The sequence below is a fragment of the Curtobacterium citreum genome (genome assembly GCF_006715175.1).
Taxonomy (GTDB): domain Bacteria; phylum Actinomycetota; class Actinomycetes; order Actinomycetales; family Microbacteriaceae; genus Curtobacterium; species Curtobacterium citreum.
Genome location: NZ_VFMQ01000001.1, coordinates 2,057,640 through 2,076,917, shown reverse-complemented (window position 1 = coordinate 2,076,917; position 19,278 = coordinate 2,057,640). Strand labels below are relative to the sequence as shown.

The following is a 19,278-nucleotide window of genomic DNA, read 5'->3' as shown; positions in this document are numbered from 1 at the left end:
GAGGTACGGGTGCGCCGAGGTCATCGCCGCCGACCGATGCCGTGGTCGTTCCGGAGCCCGGTGAGCCCCGTCGTGTAGCCCTGGCCCACCGCGCGGAACTTCCAGTCCGTCCGGTGCCGGTACAGCTCGCCGAGGATCACGGCGTCGATGGTGTGGTTGCGGTCCGACGGCAGCGCGAAGGACACCAGTTCGCGGCCGTCCGGCGCGCTGACGCGGATCGACATCGAGCGCACCGAGCCGAGGTCGCCGGGGGAGCGGCGGTCCGGGTCGAGGTAGACCGCGAAGACGATCTTGTCGACGACGTCCGGCACCGACACGAGGTCGACGTCGATCTCCTCGTCGTCGGACTCGTCGAGGTACGCGACGGAGGCGTCGGCGCTCTCGAGCTGGTTGAAGAAGACGAGGTCCTCGTCGGAGAGCACGAGTCCGTCCGCGCCGCACACCAGGGCGACGGGCACGAGCTCGGCCGACGGACCACGGCTGACGATCTGGTCCCATGCGATGCCGACGACGACCGCCGTCAGGCCGGGGTTCTCGGCCGTCAGCGCGGCGTTCGCCCCGGGGACGAGCCGCCCGCTCACGAGTCCGCTCCGCGGAGTCGCAACCCCGGATCGCCGTCACCGAGACGCTCCCGTAGGAAGCGGCCGTGGGTGGAGAGCTCGGCGATGGCGCCGCTCCGGATCTGTTCGTGCATGTCCTCCACCGTCTCCGCGACGACGTCGAGCTGGTCGGCGAGCGTCCGGGTGGCGTCGCTGTCGTCGCGCCGGTCCGCCGCGGGCAGCGAGCGGTACGTGCGGACGGGTGTGGGCAGGTAGTCGTCGACGACGGCTTGGAACAGGTAGCGCTGCTCCGTCGAGGCGCCGCGGGCGACGGTCGTGTCGGCGGCCTCGCGCAGGAGGTCCTCGACGTGGCGGATCCGCGAGGCGATCACCGTCGGCAGGTCGGCTCCCGCGGCCCGGACGAACGCGCGCAGGTCGTCGAGCCCGGCGGCGACGGCACGGTAGTCCGCCGAGCCGCCGGCACCGCGGACGTCGATCCGGGCCGCGGCGGCCGCAGCCGCTTCCTCGGGCGTCGGCGTCCGATGCCCCTCGTCGTGCCGGTGGTCGGCACGGTCGTCGTCCCGGCCGAAGAGCGCCCGGAAGCGGTCACGCACGGCGCCGGGCAGTGGAGGTCATCGGGCGACCGACCGGGGGTCGTCGTCGCTCTGCCGCGCACGCTCCAGGTAGGGCTTCGCCCGCTGGATGCCCGCCTCGAGCGCGCTCACGGTCGATGACATGTTCTTCGCCGCCTCGGAGCGGAACGAGTCGATGGCGTCCATCGTCTGGAACACGTTGTCGAACGCGCGCTGCAGGGTCTCCACGCTGACGCCGGAGTTCGTCGCCTGCTGGTGGATCCGCGTGGTCTGGTCGCGGAGCATCTCGCTCGTCTGCAGGATCATCGCGTTCGTGGTGTTGTTCACGGCGTCGATCTGGTCGAGCACCATGCGCTGGTTCGCGAGCGCCTGGGCGACGACGACCGCGGTGCGGAGGGCCGCGACGGTCGTGGTGCGCGCTCGCTCGACACCCTTGATGAGCTCGGTGTTGTTCTTGCGGACGAGGTCCATGGCGAGGTACCCCTGCACCGAGACCGCGAGCTGCGTGAGGATGTCCTGGTGCCGCTGGCGCACCGGGAACAGCACGTCGGACTCGAGCTTCTGCGCCTCGTCCACGCGGCCGGCGTTCCGCAGCGACTCGACCTTCGTGACGGCCGCCTGGTCGAGCGCCTTCGCGAAGACGGCGTACTCGCTCAGCTGCTGCATGGTCTCCCACAGCTGGACCTTCTCGTCGGCGAGCGTCGCGTTGTCCTTGCGGAGCTCGTCCTGGCCGGCCATGAGCGACTTGATGATGCGGTCGAGCTGCGTCTGCGCGGACTCGTAGCGCTGGAAGTACTTCGCGAGCTTGTTGCCGCCGGGGATCATCCCGAGGATCTTCCGGCCGGTGCTGAGGTCGGCCTGGTTCGGGGTCAGGTCCTCGACGGTCGAGCGAAGGTCGCCGAGGGTCGTCGCGACCTTCACCTGTGCGCTGTCGCCCGTCCGGCGGGCCCCCGCGACCGAGGACTGCGACCGCTCGAGCATCCGCGACGAGAACCCGCCGGACCGGGCGATCTCGCTGCCCGCGATCTGGTTGATGCCGTCGACCTTCTCGCCGAAGGCCGGGGAGCGCGGGTCGAGCGCGGCGACCTCGTCGACGAACTCGCGCGCCTGCGCCGCGATCTGCGCCTGCCGCTCGGCGTCGACCGGAACCATGCCGGGGGCGTCGTCTGGCGTGATCGTCTCCGCCGCGTCGGCCGGCCGCAGGACGAGGGCGTCCTCGGACGAGTCAGCGGGCTCCGGCGGTGCGAGGGGTCCGGGCATCGGTGTCTCCTGGGTCGTTCGAAGGGGTCGCGGGGTCGCGGGTCGAGGGGAGCGGCTCAGCCGAGCTGGACGCCGAAGTCGGTGGCGATGCCGGCGAGGCCGGTCGTGTAGCCCTGGCCGACGGCGCGGAACTTCCACTCGGCACCGTTGCGGTACAGCTCGGAGAAGATCATCGCCGTCTCGGGCGCCGCCTCCTCGGACAGGTCGTAGCGGACGATCTCGTTGCCGTCCTGGTCGAGCACGCGGGAGTACGCACTCCGGACCTGGCCGAAGTTCTGCCGCCGGGCCTCGCCCTGGTCGATCGACACCGCGATGACCACGCGGACGACGTCGGCGGGGAGCGCCTGCAGGTCGACGGTGATCTGCTCGTCGTCTCCGTCGCCCTGACCGGTGCGGTTGTCGCCCTGGTGCGCCACGGCACCGTCGACGCTGCGCGGCTGGTTGTAGAAGATGAAGTCGGCGTCCGAGCGGACCTTGCCCGACTCGCCGAGCAGCAGCGCCGACGCGTCGAGGTCGAACTGCTCGCCCGAGGTCGTGCGCGGGTCCCAGCCGAGGCCGACCGTCGCGACGGTCAGCCCGGGGCTCGTCTTCGTGAGGGAGAGGTTGTTGCCCTTGGCGAGGGAGAGTCCAGCCATGATCGGGTCCTTCCAGGTGGTGCGGTCGGTGCGGGTGCGGAGGTCAGTCGAGGACGACGCCGAAGTCGGTGGCGACGCCCCGGAGTCCGGTGGCGTAGCCCTGGCCGACGGCGCGGAACTTCCACTCACCGTTGTACCGGTAGATCTCCGCGAAGATCATGCCGGTCTCCGACGCGGCGTCCTCGGTGAGGTCGAAGCGCACGACCTCGTTGCCGGTCTCGTCGTTCACGACCCGGCAGAAGGCGCCGCGGACCTGCCCGAAGTTCTGCCGACGGGCGTCCGCCTGGTCGATCGTCACGACGATGACGACCCGCTCGACGTCGGCGGCGACGGCGTCGAGGTCGACGAGGATCTGCTCGTCGTCGCCCTCGCCCTCGCCGGTGCGGTTGTCGCCCTGGTGGACGACCGAGCCGTCGTTCGACTGCAGCTGGTTGTAGAAGATGAAGTCGTCGTTCGAGCGCACCCGGCCGTTCGCGCCGACGAGCAGCGCGGAGGCGTCGAGGTCGAACTGCTCACCGGCGGTCGTGCGCGGGTCCCAGCCGAGACCGATCATCGCGCGCCGGAGACCCGGGTCGGTCTTGGTGAGCGAGAGGTTGTTGCCCTTGGACAGCGAGAGGGTCGCCACGGAGGACTCCTGTTCCTTGATCAGAGGGCCGCGGCCGCGGGGGCGACCAGGTCCTGGACGGTGCGGCCGTTCGCCCGCTCGCCGATCGCGCTGAACGACCAGCCAGCCGAGCCGCGGGCCACCTTCGCCATCACCATGGCGGTGTGCGGACCGGACTCGGTGAGCTCGTAGCGCACGACCTCGGGGGCACCGGCGGTGGAGTCGTCGACGACCCGGCAGAACGCGTTCTTGACGCTGTCGAAGGTCTGGCGGCTGTAGCTGCTGATCACGAACACGATCTGCGCGACGGCGGGGTGCACGGCGCTCAGGTCGATGCGGATCGTCTCGTCGTCGCCCTCACCGGCGCCGGTGAGGTTGTCGCCGGTGTGCTGGGCGGAGCCGTCCTTGCTGCGGAGCTGGTTGAACCAGACGTAGTCGATCGGCGTGCCCTGGGCGTCGAAGAAGATCGCCGAGGCGTCGAGGTCGACCTCGGCCTCCTTGCGGCCGCCGAACAGCCCGCGCTTCGCGGCGACGGCGTCCCACCCGAGGCCGAGGCGCACGCGCGTCAGTGCGCTGCCGTCCTGTTTCGTGAGGGAGAGCGACTGGCCCTTCTGGAGGCTGAGTCCCATGGTGTGACCTTTCGTTGGAGCAGTTCGGTGTCGTCCGCGCGGGACCAGTGGCGTCGCGCGGATCAGTGGACGAGCTGGGCGGGTTCCGCCGGCTGCTCGGCCGCGGCCTTGCGGCGGTTCCGGACGACGGAGGAGATGAAGGCGGCGAGGATGAAGACGACGCCGATCAGGCCCGTGACCACCTCGTTGACCTCGGTCGTGATCGTGACGAGCAGGATCACGGCGAGGGCGCCGATCGCCCAGTGCGCGCCGTGGTCGAGGTACTCGAACTCGTCGAGCGTGCCCTGGCGGACGAGGAACACCGTGAGCGAGCGGACGAACATCGCGCCGATGAGGCCGAGGCCCAGGGCGATGATGATCGGGTCCGCGGTGATCGCGAACGCGCCGATTACGCCGTCGAACGAGAACGACGCGTCGATCACCTCGAGGTACAGGAACAGCAGGAACGCCGCACGGCCGGCGACGTGCCCGAGGCGGCGCTTCTTCGTGATGCGGTCGGCCTCGGCCACCATGTGGTCGGTGCTCTCGAGCGCATCGCCCTCGTCCTCCGGGTCGTCGACGTCGAAGAGCCCGCCGAGTCCGGTGACGAGGAAGTAGGTCACGAGTCCGGCGATGCCGGCGATGAGCACGACGCTCTGGTGGTCGCCCGAGGACACCGCGAAGACGGCGAGCAGCACGAGGGCGACGACGACGTTGACCATCGGGAGCTTGCCGATCACGTGCAGCGGGCGCTCGAGCCACTTGAGCCACAGGATGTCGCGGTCCTCGAACATGAAGTCGAGGAAGATCATCAGCAGGAACATCCCGCCGAAGGCCGCGATCTGCGGGTGCGCCTCGTGCAGCAGGTAGGCGTACGTGCCGGGCTCGTCGATCGGGCCCTTCTCGAGCGCGAGCTGGACGGCCTCGACCGGGTTCAGCTGCGCGGTGATGCCGACGATGAGGAGCGGGAAGAGCACACGCATGCCGAACACCGCGATGACGATGCCCACGGTGAGGAACATCTTCTGCCAGAACGGGCTCATCCGCTCGAGGATGCGCGCGTTCACGACGGCGTTGTCGAAGCTCAGGCTGATCTCGAGCACACCGAGGATGAGCGTGATCACGACGGCGGTCCAGCTGCCGTAGATCAGCGCCGTGGCGAGGGCGAGGACGGTGATCACGAGGGACCACCCGAAGGTCTTCAGGAACACGTGCGGCGGTCTCCCGGTCGGTGCGTCGTCGAGCAGGGGCTGAGGACGTTCGCAGTCGAACGAGCCCCCGCGGCGATGCTACATGCTCGGCGCCGTCCCGCGGTGGGGCCAGCGGCCGTCTGCGGTGAACGCCGGATCGCGCTGCTTCCGCATGTACTCCTGGAACGAGGACGCCTGATCGGCGCACCAGCCGACCTGCTTGCGGTGGAGCTCCTCGGCCGAGACGCCGAGCTCCTCCGGGTACTTCGCGGCGATGGCCTGCGCGACCCGACCCGCGGCGACGGCGTCGGCCCCGGCGTCGTGCGCGTCGTCGAGCTGCACGCCGTAGAGCGCCGACGCGGCCTCGAGCGTGCGCTTGCCCTTGCGGTACGTGTCGAGCGCCTTGTCGATCACGAGCGGGTCGACGACGTTGCCGACAACGGGGGAGGGCAGGCCGTGCCGTCGGGCCTCGCGGTCGAGCACCGTGAGGTCGTACGGGGCGTTGTAGATGACGAGCGGGATGCCGCGGGCGAACACGGCCTCGACCGCGGCGATGACCTCGGCCACCACCTCGCCGGCGGGGCGGCCCTCGGCCTGCGCCCGCTCGGTGGTGTAGCCGTGCACCGCGGCGGCGCCCTCGGGGATCGCGATGCCCGGGTCAGCCACCCAGGCGCCCTCGACGATGGACCGCCCGGTCATGTCGATGAGCCCGACGTGCGCGGTGACGATGCGGGCGGTCTCGACGTCGACGCCCGTTGTCTCGAGGTCGAACACGCCGAGTGCGTGCCACCAGGGGCGACCGGAGAGGTCCTGCACCGGGGCGTCCGGAGCGGACGTGTCGGTCACTGCTGCGGAGTACGTCACGTCAGGAGGCTAGCCGGACGCACCGACACGACCGACGCGACCCGCCCGCCGGACCCGACCCGTGCCTCCAGGCCGGTCCGCTCGCTACTGCGTGACCGGCCGCCCGACGTGCAGCCAGTAGAACGACTGCGTCCCCATCGTCAGCGTCACGTTCCCCTCGTCGTCGAACGACGGGAACGACCCGCCGCCGAACAGGTCGTACAGCGGCCGCCCCGCGAACTCCGGGGCCGACACCGTGACGGACGTCGGGTTCGTCGCGAACGAGAACACGCACAGGACGTCCTCGGCGCTCGGCCCGAACTGCTGCCCGGAGCCCTCCCAGGACCGGACGAACGCGAGGACGGAGTCGTTGGACGTCTCCTGCACGTGCAGGCTGCCCATCCCGAACACGGGGTGCGCCTTGCGGACGTGGATGACGTTCCGCACCCAGTGCAGCAGCGAGCGGGACTGCGCGAGCTGCGCCTCGACGTTGACCTGCGCGTAGTTGTAGACGAGCGACTGGACGACCGGGAGGTAGAGCTTGCCCGGGTCGGCGGTCGAGAACCCGGCGTTCCGGTCCGGCGTCCACTGCATGGGCGTGCGCGAGGAGTCGCGGTCCGGCAGCCAGATGTTGTCGCCCATGCCGATCTCGTCGCCGTAGTACAGGAACGGCGAGCCCGGCAGCGAGAACAGCAGCGCGTGGATGAGCTCGAGCTCCGCGCGGGAGTTGTCGAGCAGCGGCGCGAGGCGACGGCGGATGCCGATGTTCGAACGCATCCGCGGGTCGTAGCCGTACCAGCCGTACATCGCCTGGCGGTACTCCTCGCTGACCATCTCGAGCGTCAGCTCGTCGTGGTTCCGGAGGAACACGCCCCACGCGGCCTTCTCCGGGACGTCGAGCGTCTCCGACAGGATCGCCTTGAGCTCGGCGGCGTGCTGGGCGCGCAGCGAGTAGAAGATGCGCGGCATCACCGGGAAGTCGAACGCCATGTGGCACTCGGGCTCCTCGTCGGTACCGAAGAACGCGGCGGTCTCGCGGGGCCACTGGTTCGCCTCGGCCAGGAGCACGCGGCCGGGGTACTCGTCGTCGACCATCGCGCGGAGCTTCTTGATGAACTCGTGCGTCTCCGGCTCGCCCTCGCCGTTGCCGTCCTCGGACTGGAACAGGTACGGGATGGCGTCGAGTCGGAGCCCGTCGACGCCCATGTCGAGCCAGTGCCGGACCACGTCGTAGACGGCCTCGACCACGGCGGGGTTCTCGTAGTTGAGGTCGGGCTGGTGCGAGAAGAACCGGTGGAAGAAGAACTGTCGACGGACCGGGTCGAACGTCCAGTTCGACTCCTCGGTGTCCACGAAGATGATGCGGATGTTCTGGTAGTGCTCGTCGGTGTCGCGCCAGACGTAGAAGTCGCCGTAGGGGCCGTCCGGGTCCTCGCGGGACTGCTGGAACCACTCGTGCTGGTCGCTCGTGTGGTTGAGCACCATGTCGATGACGATGCGCATGTTCCGCTCGTGCGCCTTCGTCACGAGTTCGCGGAAGTCGTCGAGGGTGCCGAACTCCGGCAGGATCGCCTTGTAGTCCTGGATGTCGTAGCCGCCGTCGCGCATCGGCGACTGGAAGAACGGCGGCAGCCACAGGGCGTCGACGCCGAGCCACTGCAGGTAGTCGAGCTTGCCGATGACCCCCTGGATGTCACCGATCCCGTCGCCGTTCGAGTCGACGAACGAGCGGATCATGCACTCGTAGAAGACCGAGCGCTTGTGCCACTGCGGGTCGAGCGTGAGTCCGGGCAGCTGGATCGGGGCCGTGAACGTCAACCGTGCTCCTCGTCGAAGGTCGGCGGGCCGGCGGCGTGGCCCGTCCCCGCCACAGTAGGCGCGCGGCCCTGCGACTGTCCGCGGGTTGCGCGGGTCGCGTTCGGTCGCGTTCCGTCCCGTGCGGTCCGCCGGCCTGGAGGCACGGGGCGCGTCGCCGGGGCGGGCTGCGGTCCGGTGCGTGGTCCGGTTCGTCTGGGTGGGCTGCGGTCCGGTTCGTCGGGGTGGGCTGCGGTCCGGTGCGTGGTCCGGTTCGTAGACTGGCCGGGATGCGAGCGCCCGTGATCTCCCCGTACCAGTCGCTGACGGCGTCGACGCCCGTCGTGCACCGCTCCGTCGTGGTCGACGGCCGCACCACGCACTACTGGGAGTACGGGCCGGCCGACGCGCAGGAGACGGTCCTGGCCGTCCACGGGTTCCGCGGCGACCACCACGGCCTCGAGACGATCGCCGCCCACCTGGTCGGCAAGCGGGTGCTCGTGCCGGACCTGCCCGGCTTCGGGATCTCGGACCCGCTGCCCGTGTCGGACATCGACGGCTACGTCGGTTGGCTCACCGGCTTCCACCGAGCCCTCGGGCTGACGCGGGACACCGTCGTGCTCGGCCACTCCTTCGGCTCGATCGTCACCGCGGCTGCCGTCGCCGCCGGGCTCGGCACGCGGCTGCTCGTCCTCGTGAACCCCATCGCCGCGCCGGCGCTCCAGGGGCCGCGTGCCGTCGCCACCGGCATCGCGATCGGGTACTACCGCGCGGGGGCCCTGCTGCCGCGGCCGCTCGGGCTCGGGCTGCTCCGGAACCGTGCGATCGTCCGGGCGATGAGCGTCGCGATGCTCAAGAGCCACGACCGCGACCTCCGCCGCTGGGTGCACGAGCAGCACGACCGGTACTTCTCGGCGTTCGCGGACCGCACGAGCGTGCTCGAGGCGTTCCGCACCTCGGTCACCCACGACGTGTCGGAGTACGCCGACCGCATCGACGTGCCCGTCCTCCTCGTCGCCGCGGAGCACGACGACATCACCGCGGTCCCCGAGCAGCAGGCGCTCGCGGCGCGGCTGCGGGACGCCGAGCTCGTGGTGGTCCCGGGCGTCGGGCACCTCGTGCACTACGAGACCCCGGGCGCGGCCTCAGAAGCCGTGCTCCGTCGGATGGCCGACCGACCGCGTCGCGCGGGGCACCCGCGGCGGACCGGGTCCGGCAGGGTGGACGGGGCGACCTCGTGACGTGCCTGCGGATCGGCATCGACTGCCGGTACGTCCGCATCGGGCGGCACGACGGCATCAGCCGGTTCACCGCCGGCATCGCGGCGCACCTGCCCGACCGGCACGACGCCGTGCTGCTCGTGCACGACGAACGGCAGCTCGAGTCGCTGCCGTCCGGACTGCCGTGGGAGCTCGTCCCGGCGCCGACCGACGTGGGGGAGCCGTTCGTCGCCCGGGTCGTCAACCGGCTCGGCCTGGACGCGGTGTTCTCGCCCATGCAGACCATGGGGTCGCGTGGGCGGCGGTACGCCCTCGTGCTGACCCTGCACGACCTCATCTACTACCGGAACCGCACGCCGCCGCGGGAGTTCTCGTGGCCGATCCGGCTCGGCTGGCGGCTGTTCCACCTCAGCTGGGCGCCGCAGCGCTTCCTGCTCGACGGCGCCGACGGCGTGGTCACGGTCTCGCGCACGACCGCCGGCCTGATCGCGGAGCACCGGCTCACGAAGCGCGCGGTCACGGTCGCGTACAACGCGGCGGACCCGGCGGAACCGCGCGACCCGGCGGCCGGGCGGCAGCGCTCCCTCGTCTACATGGGCTCGTACATGCCGTACAAGAACGTCGAGACCCTGGCCGCCGCGCTGCCGCTGCTCGGACCGGACTGGACGCTGCACTGCATGTCCCGGGTGTCCGACGCCGACCGCCGGCGGCTCGAGCGGCTCGCACCGGCGGGTTCGATCGTGTGGCACGACGGTGCGTCCGACGAGGAGTACCTCGCGACGCTGCGGTCCGCGACGGCACTCGTCACGGCGTCCCGCGACGAGGGCTTCGGCATCCCGCTCGTCGAGGCGATGGGTGTCGGCACACCGGTCGCGGTGAGCGACATCCCCATCTTCCGTGAGATCGGCGGCGACGCCGCGGAGTACTTCGACCCGTCGTCGCCCGCGGCCGTCGCCGCCGCGGTCCGTCGGCTCGAGGACCGCTGGGACACGGCGTCGGCGGCATCGCGGGAGCGGGCCGCCCGGTTCCGCTGGGCGGACTCCGCCGAGCAGGTCGTGCAGGCCGTCGAACGTGCGGTGGCCGATCGGGCGCGACGCCGCGGCTGACGGACGCCTGCGCCAGGTGGCGGGCACGCCGCGTCATCGCGCCCGGCGTGGTCCGCCGACCACCGTGCCCGGTGCGGTCCGCCGCGCACCGTGTCCCGTGTGGCCCGCCTCGTCAGCGGTCAGCTGCGGTGACCGTCGCTCCCGGGAAGACGGCGTGCGTCCGCTCCGACGCGGTCGCGACCACGGCGTCGAGCGCTGCTCCGGTGCCGCCGGTCACCACGACGACCCGCTGGAGCGCCGGGTCGTCCGCCGTGCGTTCCGGCCCGGAGGAGCAGCGCACCGCCACCACCCCGCCGACGTCCGCGACGGAGCGGGCGACCTCGAACCGCTGCCGGCTGACGGCCGCGTCCGCGGACACCCCGACGTCGAGCGTCCCGATCCGCGCGACCGCCGTCACCCGCACGCCGTTGCCGCCGGCGTCGGCAGCGGCGGCGCTCAGCCGCGTGACCACGTCGACCTGCTGACCGGGGGAGAGCGCGGTGTCGACCACGACGACCGCGGCCACGTCGTACGCCGCGAACGCCTGCTTGTCGGCGGTCGGGTCCTTGACCGTCTGCACGCCCGGGACCGCGCTGGCGTCGGCGCGGAACCGGTCGAGGGCCGCCTGCGGCTGCGGGAAGACCCCGCCGACGCCGTTCTGCACGCTGCCGACGATGGTCGACAGCACGACCGCGATCACGACGCCGGCGACCGCGAACCCGAGCAGCACGAGGGATCCCCGTCGCAGGCGCTGCGCGCCGGTGACCGTGCGGACCGCGGCGGTGTCCGGTCCGAACACACGGTCCAGGTCGTCGTCGGACGCGTGCCGACCCGAGTCAGCGGCGGCGAGCCGACCCGAGGCAGCGGCGGCGTGCCGACCCGGGACCGCGGCGGCGCGCCCACCGTCGGGCAGGGGGCGTTCGGACCACGGTGGGTCGTCGTCGGTCCGCCTGGCGTCCATGCCGTCCCCCTCACACCGTCCGGGTCGGGCGGCCCGGGAGCCGGCCGTCCGTGCAGCGGAGCGTAGTCCGGCGACGGTCAGGGGGTTGCGGGTTCCGCGGGACGCCGTCGTGGGTCAGCCGCGGCGCTCCAGCGGGTTCTGCTCCGCGAACGATTCGTCGCCGGTCTGCTCGGAGACCTCGTCCAGCGGGTCGTCGAACCGGACGAGCTCGGCTCGGAAGCGCTCGGGGTCCCAGCGGAACGAGTGCACCGACCCGTTGCGGATCGGCGTCGACCAGCGGTCCGCGGTGCCGGGAGCGGCGGCGTTGACGAGTGCACGGATCACCGCGCCGTGGGTCGCGACGACGACCGACCCCGCGTCGAACCGGACCGCGATCTCGCCGAGGGTCTCGGTGGCGCGGGCGAGGAGGGCGCTCCGCGACTCACGTCCGGGGACGACGTCGTCCGCGTAGCGCTCGACGACCTCGGAGTCGGTGAGGCCCTCGGCTTCGCCGTAGGACCGCTCGGCCAGGCCCGGGTAGGTCGACGGGACGTCGAGCCCGAGGTGGGCGGCGATGATCGACCCGGTCTCGTACGCGCGCGAGAGCGGCGACGCGACGACGGCGTCGAAGGACCAACGCGCGAGGAGTGCTGCGGCCGCGGCCGCCTGGGAACGGCCGGTGTCGTTGAGCGGGATGTCGGTGGAGCCCTGGATGCGGCGCTGCGCGTTCCAGTCGGTCTCGCCGTGCCGGACCAGGGTGAGGAGCGTCGTCACCCGTCGATCATCGCAGACGGCAGCAGACGCGCCGCCAGGGCCTCGAGCGTCTCGGTGGTCCCGCCGTCGATCTTCACCGCTGCTCGCCGGTCGCTGCGGGTGGTGCCGCGGTTCACGATGACGACCGGGTGCTTGCGGCGCGTGGCGTGGTCGACCAGGCGGACGCCGGAGTTCACGGTGAGGGACGACCCGACGACCAGGAGCGCGTCCGCGTCGGCCACGATCGACACGGCCTCGCGGAACTTCTCGGCCGGCACGAACTCGCCGAAGAACACCACGTCGGGCTTCAGCACCCCGCCGCACACCGAGCAGTCGGGCACGCGGAAGCGCTCGACGTCGGTGATCTCGACGTCACCGTCCGGCTGCAGCTCGACGTTGCCCGGTTCGTCGATCCAGGGGTTCTCGCGATCGAGCACGGCGGCGAGGTCAGCGCGCGAGAAGACCTGCCCGCACGTCAGGCACACCGCGCGGTCCATCGACCCGTGGATCTCGACCACCCGGCGCGACCCGGACCGCAGGTGCAGCCCGTCGACGTTCTGCGTGACGACCCCGGTGACGAGCCCCGCTCGCTCGAGCGCGGCGAGGGCGCGGTGCCCGGCGTTCGGACGTGCCGCGGCGAACGAACGCCACCCCAGGTGCGAGCCGGCCCAGTACCGCTGTCGCTTCGCGGCGTCGGACCGGAACTCCTGGAAGGTCATCGGCTTGCGGACCACCCGGCCGTCGCCGCGGTAGTCGGGGATCCCGGAGTCGGTGCTCAGCCCCGCCCCGGACAGCACCGCGATCCGCTTGCCCGCGAGGAGCTCGACCACGCGGTCCAGCTCGGCCTGCATCGGGTCGGTCAGCACGTCGTCCACGGTACCCTCAACAGCCGACCGCCCAGCCGCCTTCCCACGAAACGAGCCCCGTGCACCCCGTCCGCATCGACACCCTCGACGACCCGCGCCTCGACGACTTCGCCCGACTGACCGACGTGGCGCTCCGACGGGTCTCCGAGCCGGAGGGCGGGCTGTACATCGCGGAGTCGAACACGGTGATCGAGCGCTCGGTCCGGGCCGGGCACGTGCCCCGGAGCGTCCTCGTGCAGGAGAAGTGGCTCGACAGCGTGCTGCCCCTGGTGGCGGACCACGAGGGCCCGGTCTTCGTCGGGCCCGACGCCCTGCTCGAGCAGCTGACCGGGTTCGCCATGCACCGGGGCGCCCTCGCCGCGATGCACCGTCCGGAGCTGCCGAGCGTCGCGGACGTCGTGCGGGACGCCCGGCTCGTGGTCGTGCTCGAGGACATCGTCGACCACACGAACGTCGGTGCCGTCTTCCGGAGCGTCGCCGGACTCGGCGCCGACGCGGTGCTCGTCAGCCCGCGCTGCGCCGACCCGCTCTACCGACGGAGCGTCCGGGTCAGCATGGGCACCGTCCTGCAGGTGCCGTGGACCCGCATCGGCGACTGGCCCGCGGCGGGCGACGACCTCCGCGCGCAGGGGTTCCACCTCGCCGCGATGGCGCTCACCGACCGCTCGGTGGACCTGGACGCCTTCGTGCAGGACATCCCCGAGCGGATCGCGCTCGTGATGGGCACCGAGGGCCAGGGCCTCACGCCCGCCGCGATCGCCGCAGCCGACACGACCGTCCGGATCCCGATGGCGCACGGCGTCGACTCGCTCAACGTGGCTGCGGCGAGCGCCGTCGGCCTGTGGGCGGTCGCCCACGCGCAGCGGGCGGCCCGCTAGGCACCGATCCGGTCGGCGGGCAGCAGCACCGGCCGGGAGGATCGTGGCGGGTCAGGCGGGCAGCCACCGTCCGACGGCGGTCACCAGGGCGCGGTCCGTGTCCGGCCCGCCGGTCAGGCACCCCCCGACGGGCGCGCCGTCCACGGTGAGCACCGGCGCGCTCACCGACGGGAGGCCGCCGACGCTCGCGAGCGCGGTCATCGCGGTCGTCGCCGTCCGGACCCGCTCGAGCTCGACCGCGTCGGCGGCGAGCGCGGGAGCCGGGCCGGGCACGGTCGGCGCCAGGAACACGCGGTAGTGCAGCGCCTCGCGGATCGCGGCCCGGACGACGGGGAACCGCTCGCGCGCCGCCGCCACCTGGTCGGCCGGAGCGGCGGCGGCCGCGGCGAACCGTCCACCGACGACGGCGCCGAGCGCTCCCGGGTGTGCGGCGATCCAGTCGCCGTGCACGGCCGTGGCCTCGGCGCCCTGCACCAGCCGGAGCAGCTCGCGCAGCTCGTCGAGTCCGGGGAGTCCGAGCGCGGCGAGGGAGGTCTCCGGCACGTCGGGCCCGACCGCGGCGCGGAAGGCCTCCCGCGTCGCCGGGTCCGCGGCGTCGAGCAGGTCCGTCAGGACCACCGGGTCGCCGACCGGCTGTCGGGCGATGTCGTCCGGCACCGAGGCGTCGAGCGCGCGGAGGAGCGTGTCGGCGTCCCGCGTCAGCCATCCGACGGTGTCGAACGACGGCGCGAGAGGCAGGAGTCCGGCCCGGTCGACGAGCCCGTGCGTCGTGCGGAGGCCCCACAGCCCCTGGTAGGACGCCGGGACCCGGATCGAGCCGGCCGTGTCGGTGCCCAGTCCGATGCCGGCCGTCCCGGAACGGACGGCCGACGCTGAGCCGCTGGACGATCCTCCCGGCACGGCGGTCGGGACCGCCCCGTTGGGTGGGGTGCCGTGGTGTTCGTTGCGTCCCGTGAGCGCGTAGGCGAACTCGTCGGTCCGCGCGATGCCGCGGATCGACGCGCCGGCGGCGAGGAGCGCCGCGACGGCGGCCGCTGCCGTCGCGGCGGGGACCGACTCCCGCAGGTACGTGGGGTTCCCGGCACCGACGGGGTGCCCGGGGACGGCGTAGAGGTCCTTCACGGCGACGGTCTCGCCGTCGAGCGGGCCGGTCCCGGTCGGGGCGACGAGCGGGTCGCCGAGCACGCGCCAGACCGTGGTGTCGAACGCCCGCGGGCGTCCGGTGACGTGCGCCGCCTCGATCCGCCACGTGCCGTCCTGGCGGCGCCACAGCTGGGTCTGCAGGCCGGAGCCGCCCGCGTCGAAGGTGGACACGGCGACGACCAGGGCGAGGTCGTCAGCGAGCGGTCGGACCTCGACCCGGGTCAGGGTCCGGCTCGCGACCCCACCGCGCGCGCCGCGGAAGGCGCTGATCGCGTCGTGGCCGACGAGCAGACCGCGGTCGTCGCCGCGCAGGGTCGTGGGGGAGCGGACGAAGGCGTCGTCGAGCGCGGCGAGGTCGTCGGCGGCGAGGGCGCGCTCGTAGGCGTCCAGGGCCTCGAGGAGCCCGGCAGGGGCGTCCGGCCCGCTCACCGGAGGTCCTCGAAGTCGGCCTTGCGGATGCGGGCGTGCGCCCCCGTGACGAGGTCGACCACCTGCGAGACGTTGAAGTCGGTCGCGGCGCTGAGGTACGCGTACGCCAGGTGCGGCTCCATGCCGTAGCGGGCGCCGAGGATCGCGATCGCGTGCCGGACGCAGGCCCGGACGGCCTCGTCGAGGTCGGGGTCCATGCCGGTCGGGACGAGGAACTCGTGCGTCTCGACGAGCGGCCACACGAGGTCGCCGAACCGCTGGACTGCCTCGGCAGCGGGCGTCAGGTCGAAGCGCAGCGTCGCCCGGAGCGAGGCCTCCATCGCGGTGAGCGCGACCTCGCCGTCCCCCTGCGCGAAGTGCGGGTCGCCGACGTACACCGACGCGCCCGGCACGAGCACGGGCAGGTGCAGCTGGGCTCCGGCCTGCAGCAGGTTGACGTCGACGTTCCCGCCGTGCCGCCCCGGTGGGACCGAGTGGAGCCGTTCGCCCGGGGTCGCGACACCGGTGATGCCGAGGAACGGGGCGAGCGGGAAGCGGGCGTACCGGTCGCGGGACTCGGTGAGCGGGATGCGGCCGAGCAGCCCGTCCGGTCCGGGGACGACGTCCGCGAAGACGCTCACGGTCGTGCCGTCGACCGGGTACTCGCCGTGCAGCGCGCCGCGGCCGTGCCGGTTCGACACGACCCCGTACGGGACCCGGGGCAGCGTCTCGAGCACCGTGACGGTCAGGACGTCCCCGGGCTCTGCGCCCTCGACCGCGATCGGGCCGGTGACCACGTGCGGTCCGTCGTGCTCCGGGTCGCGGCGAGCGGCACGGGCCACGGCGACCGCGTCGTCGAGGACGTGCTCGCGGGGCACGCCGTGCCGGGCGAAGAACGCCACCGGGTCGCTGCCCTGGTCGGGCAGGAGCCCCTCGTGGCTGAGCGTGTCGATCGTCACCTCGGCAGCGGACGGCACCGTCATCACCGGGCGGTCGGCGTCGCTCGGCAGGCGTCCCCACAGCGCCTGCTCCGGGTTGACCGGCAGGTACCGGTCGGAGCGGACCGGACCCGTGCCCGGTTGCAGGACAGGGACGGCGGGGGCGGACGACGGCGGCGGCACGGGCGCGGTGCCCGGGGTGGATCCGTGGAGCATGTCCGTCACGGTAGGGGGCGTCCGGGGCCGCACCGGGCCGTCCCGCCGATGTTTTACACGTTCGTCACACGCGGCACCCGGTCACGCCCCGGTACGCTCCTGTGCCGTGCCAGCAGTCGTCCGTCGCCCCCGCTCCGCCATCAGGAGGCCCGTGACGATCACCGTCGTCGCCGTCCTCGTGCTCGTCGTCGGGTTCCTCGTCGCGGCGGCCGTCGTGCCGTTCGCCCCGGCGAGCGCGCGGACCACGACGTACGCCGCCCCGACCTCGACGCTGCCGGCGCTGTCCTTCCCGGGCTACGGCGCGACCGCGGTCGAGGCCACCGACTTCCCGGAGAGCCTGCGGACGAGCGGGGACCGGAAGGCCCGGTCGATCGCGAGCATCTCGAAGGTCGTGACCGCGCTCGTCGTCCTCGACGCGAAGCCGCTCCGACAGGGCCAGGCGGGACCGACGATCACGTTCGACGCGCAGATGCAGGGGCTCTACGCGACCTACGCTGCGCAGAACGGCGAGGTCGCCCCGATGCCCGCGGGGCTGCAGCTGTCGCAGTACCAGACCATGCAGGTCATGCTCATGAAGTCCGCGAACAACTACGCCGGCGCGCTCGCACTCTGGGCGTTCGGCTCGATGGACGCCTACCAGCGCGCCGCGACGACCTGGCTGCACGCGCACGGGCTCGACGACACCACGATCCACGAGCCGACGGGCCTGGACGCGGGCAACACCTCGACCGCGACCGACCTCGTCGACCTCGGGCAGCTCGCACTCGCGGACCCCGTGGTCAAGGAGATCGTCGGCACCGCGCAGGCCACGGTCCCTGGCGCCGGGCAGATCGAGAACTCGAACAAGCTGCTCGGGATGGACGGCGTCGAGGGCATCAAGACCGGAACGCTCGACCAGGCCGGCGCCTGCCTGCTGTTCGCCGCCACCTACGAGCGGGGCGGCCGGACCGTCACGGTCGTCGGGGCGATGCTCGGCGGGGTCGACCACGACTCGCTCGACGTCGACGTGCAGCGGCTTCTGCGCTCGGTCGCCGACAACTTCCAGGTCGTCACCCTGACGCACGCCGGGCAGACGTTCGGGACGTTCTCGACGCCGTGGCGGGACGAGGCCGACGCCGTCTCGGCGAAGGCGGCCGAGGTCCTGGTCTGGGGACGGACCACCGTGACCGCGAAGACCACGCTCGAGCAGCTCACCTTCGGCGCTGCGGGGGATCGGGTCGGGCGTGTGCGCTTCACGATCTCCGACCACGACCCGGTGACCGTGCCGCTCGTCCTCGAGCGCGGGATCGAGGACCCCGGCGTCTGGTGGCGCTGGACGAACCCGTTCCAGGGCACCGCCGCCTGACCCCGAGCACCGCGTAGTGTCGGCGGGGTGACGACGACGTTCCCCCGGTCCACCCCGTCCGCCCTCGGCATCGACGCACGCGGGGTGTCCGCGTTCCTCGACGCCCTCGAGTCCACGCCGGGTGTGGAACCCCACTCGTTCCAGCTGCTCCGGCACGGGCAGCTCGCCGCCGAGGGCTGGTGGGCGCCGTACGCCCCCGACCGGGTGCACCTGCTCTACTCGCTGAGCAAGAGCTTCACCGCCGCCGCCGTCGGCACCGCGGTCCGGGCCGGCCTGGTCGACCTCGACGCCACGGTCCTCTCGTACTTCCCCGAGCTCGACGCCGACGTCACCGACGAGCGCAGCCGGCGCATCCGCGTGCGGCACCTGCTCGCGATGGCGTCCGGGCACCGCGAGGAGGCCCTCGAGCGCGCCCGCGCCGCCGACCCGACGAACCTCGTCCGCGGGTTCCTCCTGACGCCCCCGGACGAGGAGCCCGGCAGCGTCTTCGCCTACAACCAGCCCTGCACCTACACGCTCGCGGCGATCGTCCGACGCGTGACCGGCGGTTCCCTGGTCGACTGGCTCCGCCCGCACGTCCTCGAACCCCTCGGGATCGACGACCTCGTCTGGAAGACCGACGAGACCGGCGCCGAGCTCGGCTTCAGTGGCTGCTACGCCCCGACCTCGGCCGTCGCCGCACTCGGGCAGCTGTACCTGCAGCGGGGCGTGTGGGACGGCCAGCGCATCCTCGACGAGGACTGGGTCGCCGCCGCGACGAGCACGCAGGTCGCGAATCCGGACGAGGAGAACGTCGACTGGCGACAGGGCTACGGCTTCCAGTTCTGGATGGCCCGGCACGGCTTCCGCGGCGACGGCGCCTACGGCCAGTTCTGCGTCGTCCTGCCCGAGCAGGACGTCGTCCTCGCCATGACCGGACAGAGCACCGACATGCAGGCCGTCCTCGACGCGGCCTGGCAGCACCTGCTGCCCGCCGTCGACGCTGCGGACGTCGACGTGGCAGCCGACACCGCCCTGGAGGCACGGCTCGCCTCCCTGGGGCTGCCTCCCGTCGAGGGGGTGGAGCTGCACGACGACGCGGACGGGTCCTACGCGGCGACCGGCGTCGCCGACGGGGTGCGTCTCGCCCGTTCGGGCGACGGCTGGCGCGTCACGGTGGACGTCGACGGCGGCACGCTGACGTGCCCGGTCGGTCAGGGCACGTGGGCCGTCGAGGGTCCGCTCGCCGCGAGCGGGGCCCGCCGACGCGAGGGGGTCGTCGCCGTCGACGTCCGCTTCGTCGAGAGCCCGCACCGGCTCCGCCTCCGGCTCGACACCGGCACGGGCACGGCGACCTCGTCGTGGGCGACGCAGCCGTTGCACGACGGACCGCTGACGCTCCGGCGCCCGGCCGACTGATCGGCCGTCGCCCGGTCGCACC

19 protein-coding genes are annotated in these 19,278 nt (G+C 72.6%); 5 read left to right on the top strand and 14 right to left on the bottom strand.

The features are described 5' to 3' along the window. Positions 1–20 precede the first annotated feature (20 nt). The 9 genes from FB462_RS09825 to treS form a co-directional block, all read right to left on the bottom strand. Complete coding sequence (locus tag FB462_RS09825; protein WP_141861627.1) at positions 21–581, bottom strand: TerD family protein; 561 nt, start codon at positions 579–581, stop codon at positions 21–23. Then, positions 578–1,153 carry a hypothetical protein gene (locus FB462_RS09820; RefSeq protein WP_141861625.1) on the bottom strand — a complete coding sequence of 192 codons (576 nt, stop codon included), beginning with the start codon at positions 1,151–1,153 and terminating at the stop codon, positions 578–580. Before FB462_RS09820 ends, FB462_RS09825 begins: the two co-directional genes overlap by 4 nt. 18 nt (positions 1,154–1,171) lie before the next feature. Next, a complete protein-coding gene (locus FB462_RS09815; protein WP_141861623.1) occupies positions 1,172–2,392 on the bottom strand; it encodes a toxic anion resistance protein in 1,221 nt (406 codons plus the stop codon). Between the two features lie 56 nt (positions 2,393–2,448). Next, positions 2,449–3,027 carry a TerD family protein gene (locus FB462_RS09810; RefSeq protein WP_141861621.1) on the bottom strand — a complete coding sequence of 193 codons (579 nt, stop codon included), beginning with the start codon at positions 3,025–3,027 and terminating at the stop codon, positions 2,449–2,451. Positions 3,028–3,070: 43 nt separating this feature from the next. Then, positions 3,071–3,652 (bottom strand): TerD family protein, encoded by a 582-nt coding sequence (locus FB462_RS09805; RefSeq protein ID WP_114849910.1) that lies wholly within the window; start codon positions 3,650–3,652, stop codon positions 3,071–3,073. Positions 3,653–3,672: 20 nt separating this feature from the next. Further along, complete coding sequence (locus FB462_RS09800) at positions 3,673–4,260, bottom strand: TerD family protein (protein WP_141861619.1); 588 nt, start codon at positions 4,258–4,260, stop codon at positions 3,673–3,675. Positions 4,261–4,322: 62 nt separating this feature from the next. After that, positions 4,323–5,450, bottom strand: coding sequence for a DUF475 domain-containing protein (locus FB462_RS09795; RefSeq protein ID WP_058740892.1), 1,128 nt, complete (start codon positions 5,448–5,450; stop codon positions 4,323–4,325). A 78-nt stretch (positions 5,451–5,528) separates the two neighbouring features. Next, positions 5,529–6,245: a 3'-5' exonuclease gene (locus FB462_RS09790; protein ID WP_058740911.1), complete on the bottom strand. Its 717-nt coding sequence runs from the start codon at positions 6,243–6,245 to the stop codon at positions 5,529–5,531. Positions 6,246–6,377: 132 nt separating this feature from the next. Further along, positions 6,378–8,090 carry a maltose alpha-D-glucosyltransferase gene (gene treS / locus FB462_RS09785; protein ID WP_141861617.1) on the bottom strand — a complete coding sequence of 571 codons (1,713 nt, stop codon included), beginning with the start codon at positions 8,088–8,090 and terminating at the stop codon, positions 6,378–6,380. 266 nt (positions 8,091–8,356) lie between these two features. On the opposite strand from treS, the gene FB462_RS09780 reads away from it, so the two are divergent. Together FB462_RS09780 and FB462_RS09775 are read left to right on the top strand one after the other, a co-directional pair. Then, positions 8,357–9,307, top strand: coding sequence for an alpha/beta fold hydrolase (locus FB462_RS09780; RefSeq protein ID WP_141861615.1), 951 nt, complete (start codon positions 8,357–8,359; stop codon positions 9,305–9,307). 5 nt (positions 9,308–9,312) lie between these two features. After that, a complete protein-coding gene (locus tag FB462_RS09775) occupies positions 9,313–10,392 on the top strand; it encodes a glycosyltransferase family 4 protein (protein WP_141863320.1) in 1,080 nt (359 codons plus the stop codon). 112 nt (positions 10,393–10,504) lie between these two features. On the opposite strand, the gene FB462_RS09770 is transcribed toward FB462_RS09775, so the two are convergent. From FB462_RS09770 to FB462_RS09760, 3 genes are all read right to left on the bottom strand, one after another. After that, the gene (locus FB462_RS09770) at positions 10,505–11,332 is read right to left on the bottom strand and encodes a hypothetical protein (RefSeq protein WP_141861613.1); all 828 of its coding nucleotides are present in this window, start codon (positions 11,330–11,332) and stop codon (positions 10,505–10,507) included. 114 nt (positions 11,333–11,446) lie between these two features. Next, positions 11,447–12,085 carry a histidine phosphatase family protein gene (locus FB462_RS09765; protein ID WP_141861611.1) on the bottom strand — a complete coding sequence of 213 codons (639 nt, stop codon included), beginning with the start codon at positions 12,083–12,085 and terminating at the stop codon, positions 11,447–11,449. Next, complete coding sequence (locus FB462_RS09760; protein ID WP_058740909.1) at positions 12,082–12,915, bottom strand: Sir2 family NAD-dependent protein deacetylase; 834 nt, start codon at positions 12,913–12,915, stop codon at positions 12,082–12,084. The genes FB462_RS09765 and FB462_RS09760 overlap by 4 nt, the downstream gene beginning before the upstream one ends. Positions 12,916–12,989: 74 nt before the next feature. On the opposite strand from FB462_RS09760, the gene FB462_RS09755 reads away from it, so the two are divergent. After that, positions 12,990–13,808, top strand: a complete 819-nt coding sequence (locus FB462_RS09755; protein WP_114849903.1) for a TrmH family RNA methyltransferase — start codon at positions 12,990–12,992, stop codon at positions 13,806–13,808. Positions 13,809–13,859: 51 nt separating this feature from the next. Here the strand turns inward: FB462_RS09755 and FB462_RS09750 are convergent, their stop codons facing one another. Together FB462_RS09750 and FB462_RS09745 are read right to left on the bottom strand one after the other, a co-directional pair. Further along, positions 13,860–15,380: an AtzH-like domain-containing protein gene (locus FB462_RS09750; protein WP_141861609.1), complete on the bottom strand. Its 1,521-nt coding sequence runs from the start codon at positions 15,378–15,380 to the stop codon at positions 13,860–13,862. Continuing rightward, complete coding sequence (locus tag FB462_RS09745) at positions 15,377–16,513, bottom strand: acetamidase/formamidase family protein (protein ID WP_141861608.1); 1,137 nt, start codon at positions 16,511–16,513, stop codon at positions 15,377–15,379. Before FB462_RS09745 ends, FB462_RS09750 begins: the two co-directional genes overlap by 4 nt. A 151-nt stretch (positions 16,514–16,664) precedes the next feature. Between FB462_RS09745 and FB462_RS09740 the strand changes: the two genes are divergently transcribed. Both FB462_RS09740 and FB462_RS09735 read left to right on the top strand, forming a co-directional pair. Continuing rightward, the gene (locus FB462_RS09740) at positions 16,665–17,858 is read left to right on the top strand and encodes a D-alanyl-D-alanine carboxypeptidase family protein (protein WP_167510074.1); all 1,194 of its coding nucleotides are present in this window, start codon (positions 16,665–16,667) and stop codon (positions 17,856–17,858) included. Positions 17,859–17,885: 27 nt separating this feature from the next. After that, complete coding sequence (locus tag FB462_RS09735; RefSeq protein ID WP_141861604.1) at positions 17,886–19,256, top strand: serine hydrolase domain-containing protein; 1,371 nt, start codon at positions 17,886–17,888, stop codon at positions 19,254–19,256. The last annotated feature ends 22 nt before the right edge of the window (positions 19,257–19,278 follow it).

What these genes read in the sequence shown, in the direction of transcription:
- FB462_RS09815 (WP_141861623.1), bottom strand. Translation starts at nt 2,392, where the DNA reads ATGCCCGGACCCCTCGCACCGCCGGAGCCCGCTGACTCGTCCGAGGAC.
- FB462_RS09810 (WP_141861621.1), bottom strand. Translation starts at nt 3,027, where the DNA reads ATGGCTGGACTCTCCCTCGCCAAGGGCAACAACCTCTCCCTCACGAAG.
- FB462_RS09800 (WP_141861619.1), bottom strand. Translation starts at nt 4,260, where the DNA reads ATGGGACTCAGCCTCCAGAAGGGCCAGTCGCTCTCCCTCACGAAACAG.
- FB462_RS09780 (WP_141861615.1), top strand. Translation starts at nt 8,357, where the DNA reads ATGCGAGCGCCCGTGATCTCCCCGTACCAGTCGCTGACGGCGTCGACG.
- FB462_RS09770 (WP_141861613.1), bottom strand. Translation starts at nt 11,332, where the DNA reads ATGGACGCCAGGCGGACCGACGACGACCCACCGTGGTCCGAACGCCCC.
- FB462_RS09760 (WP_058740909.1), bottom strand. Translation starts at nt 12,915, where the DNA reads ATGCAGGCCGAGCTGGACCGCGTGGTCGAGCTCCTCGCGGGCAAGCGG.
- FB462_RS09745 (WP_141861608.1), bottom strand. Translation starts at nt 16,513, where the DNA reads ATGCTCCACGGATCCACCCCGGGCACCGCGCCCGTGCCGCCGCCGTCG.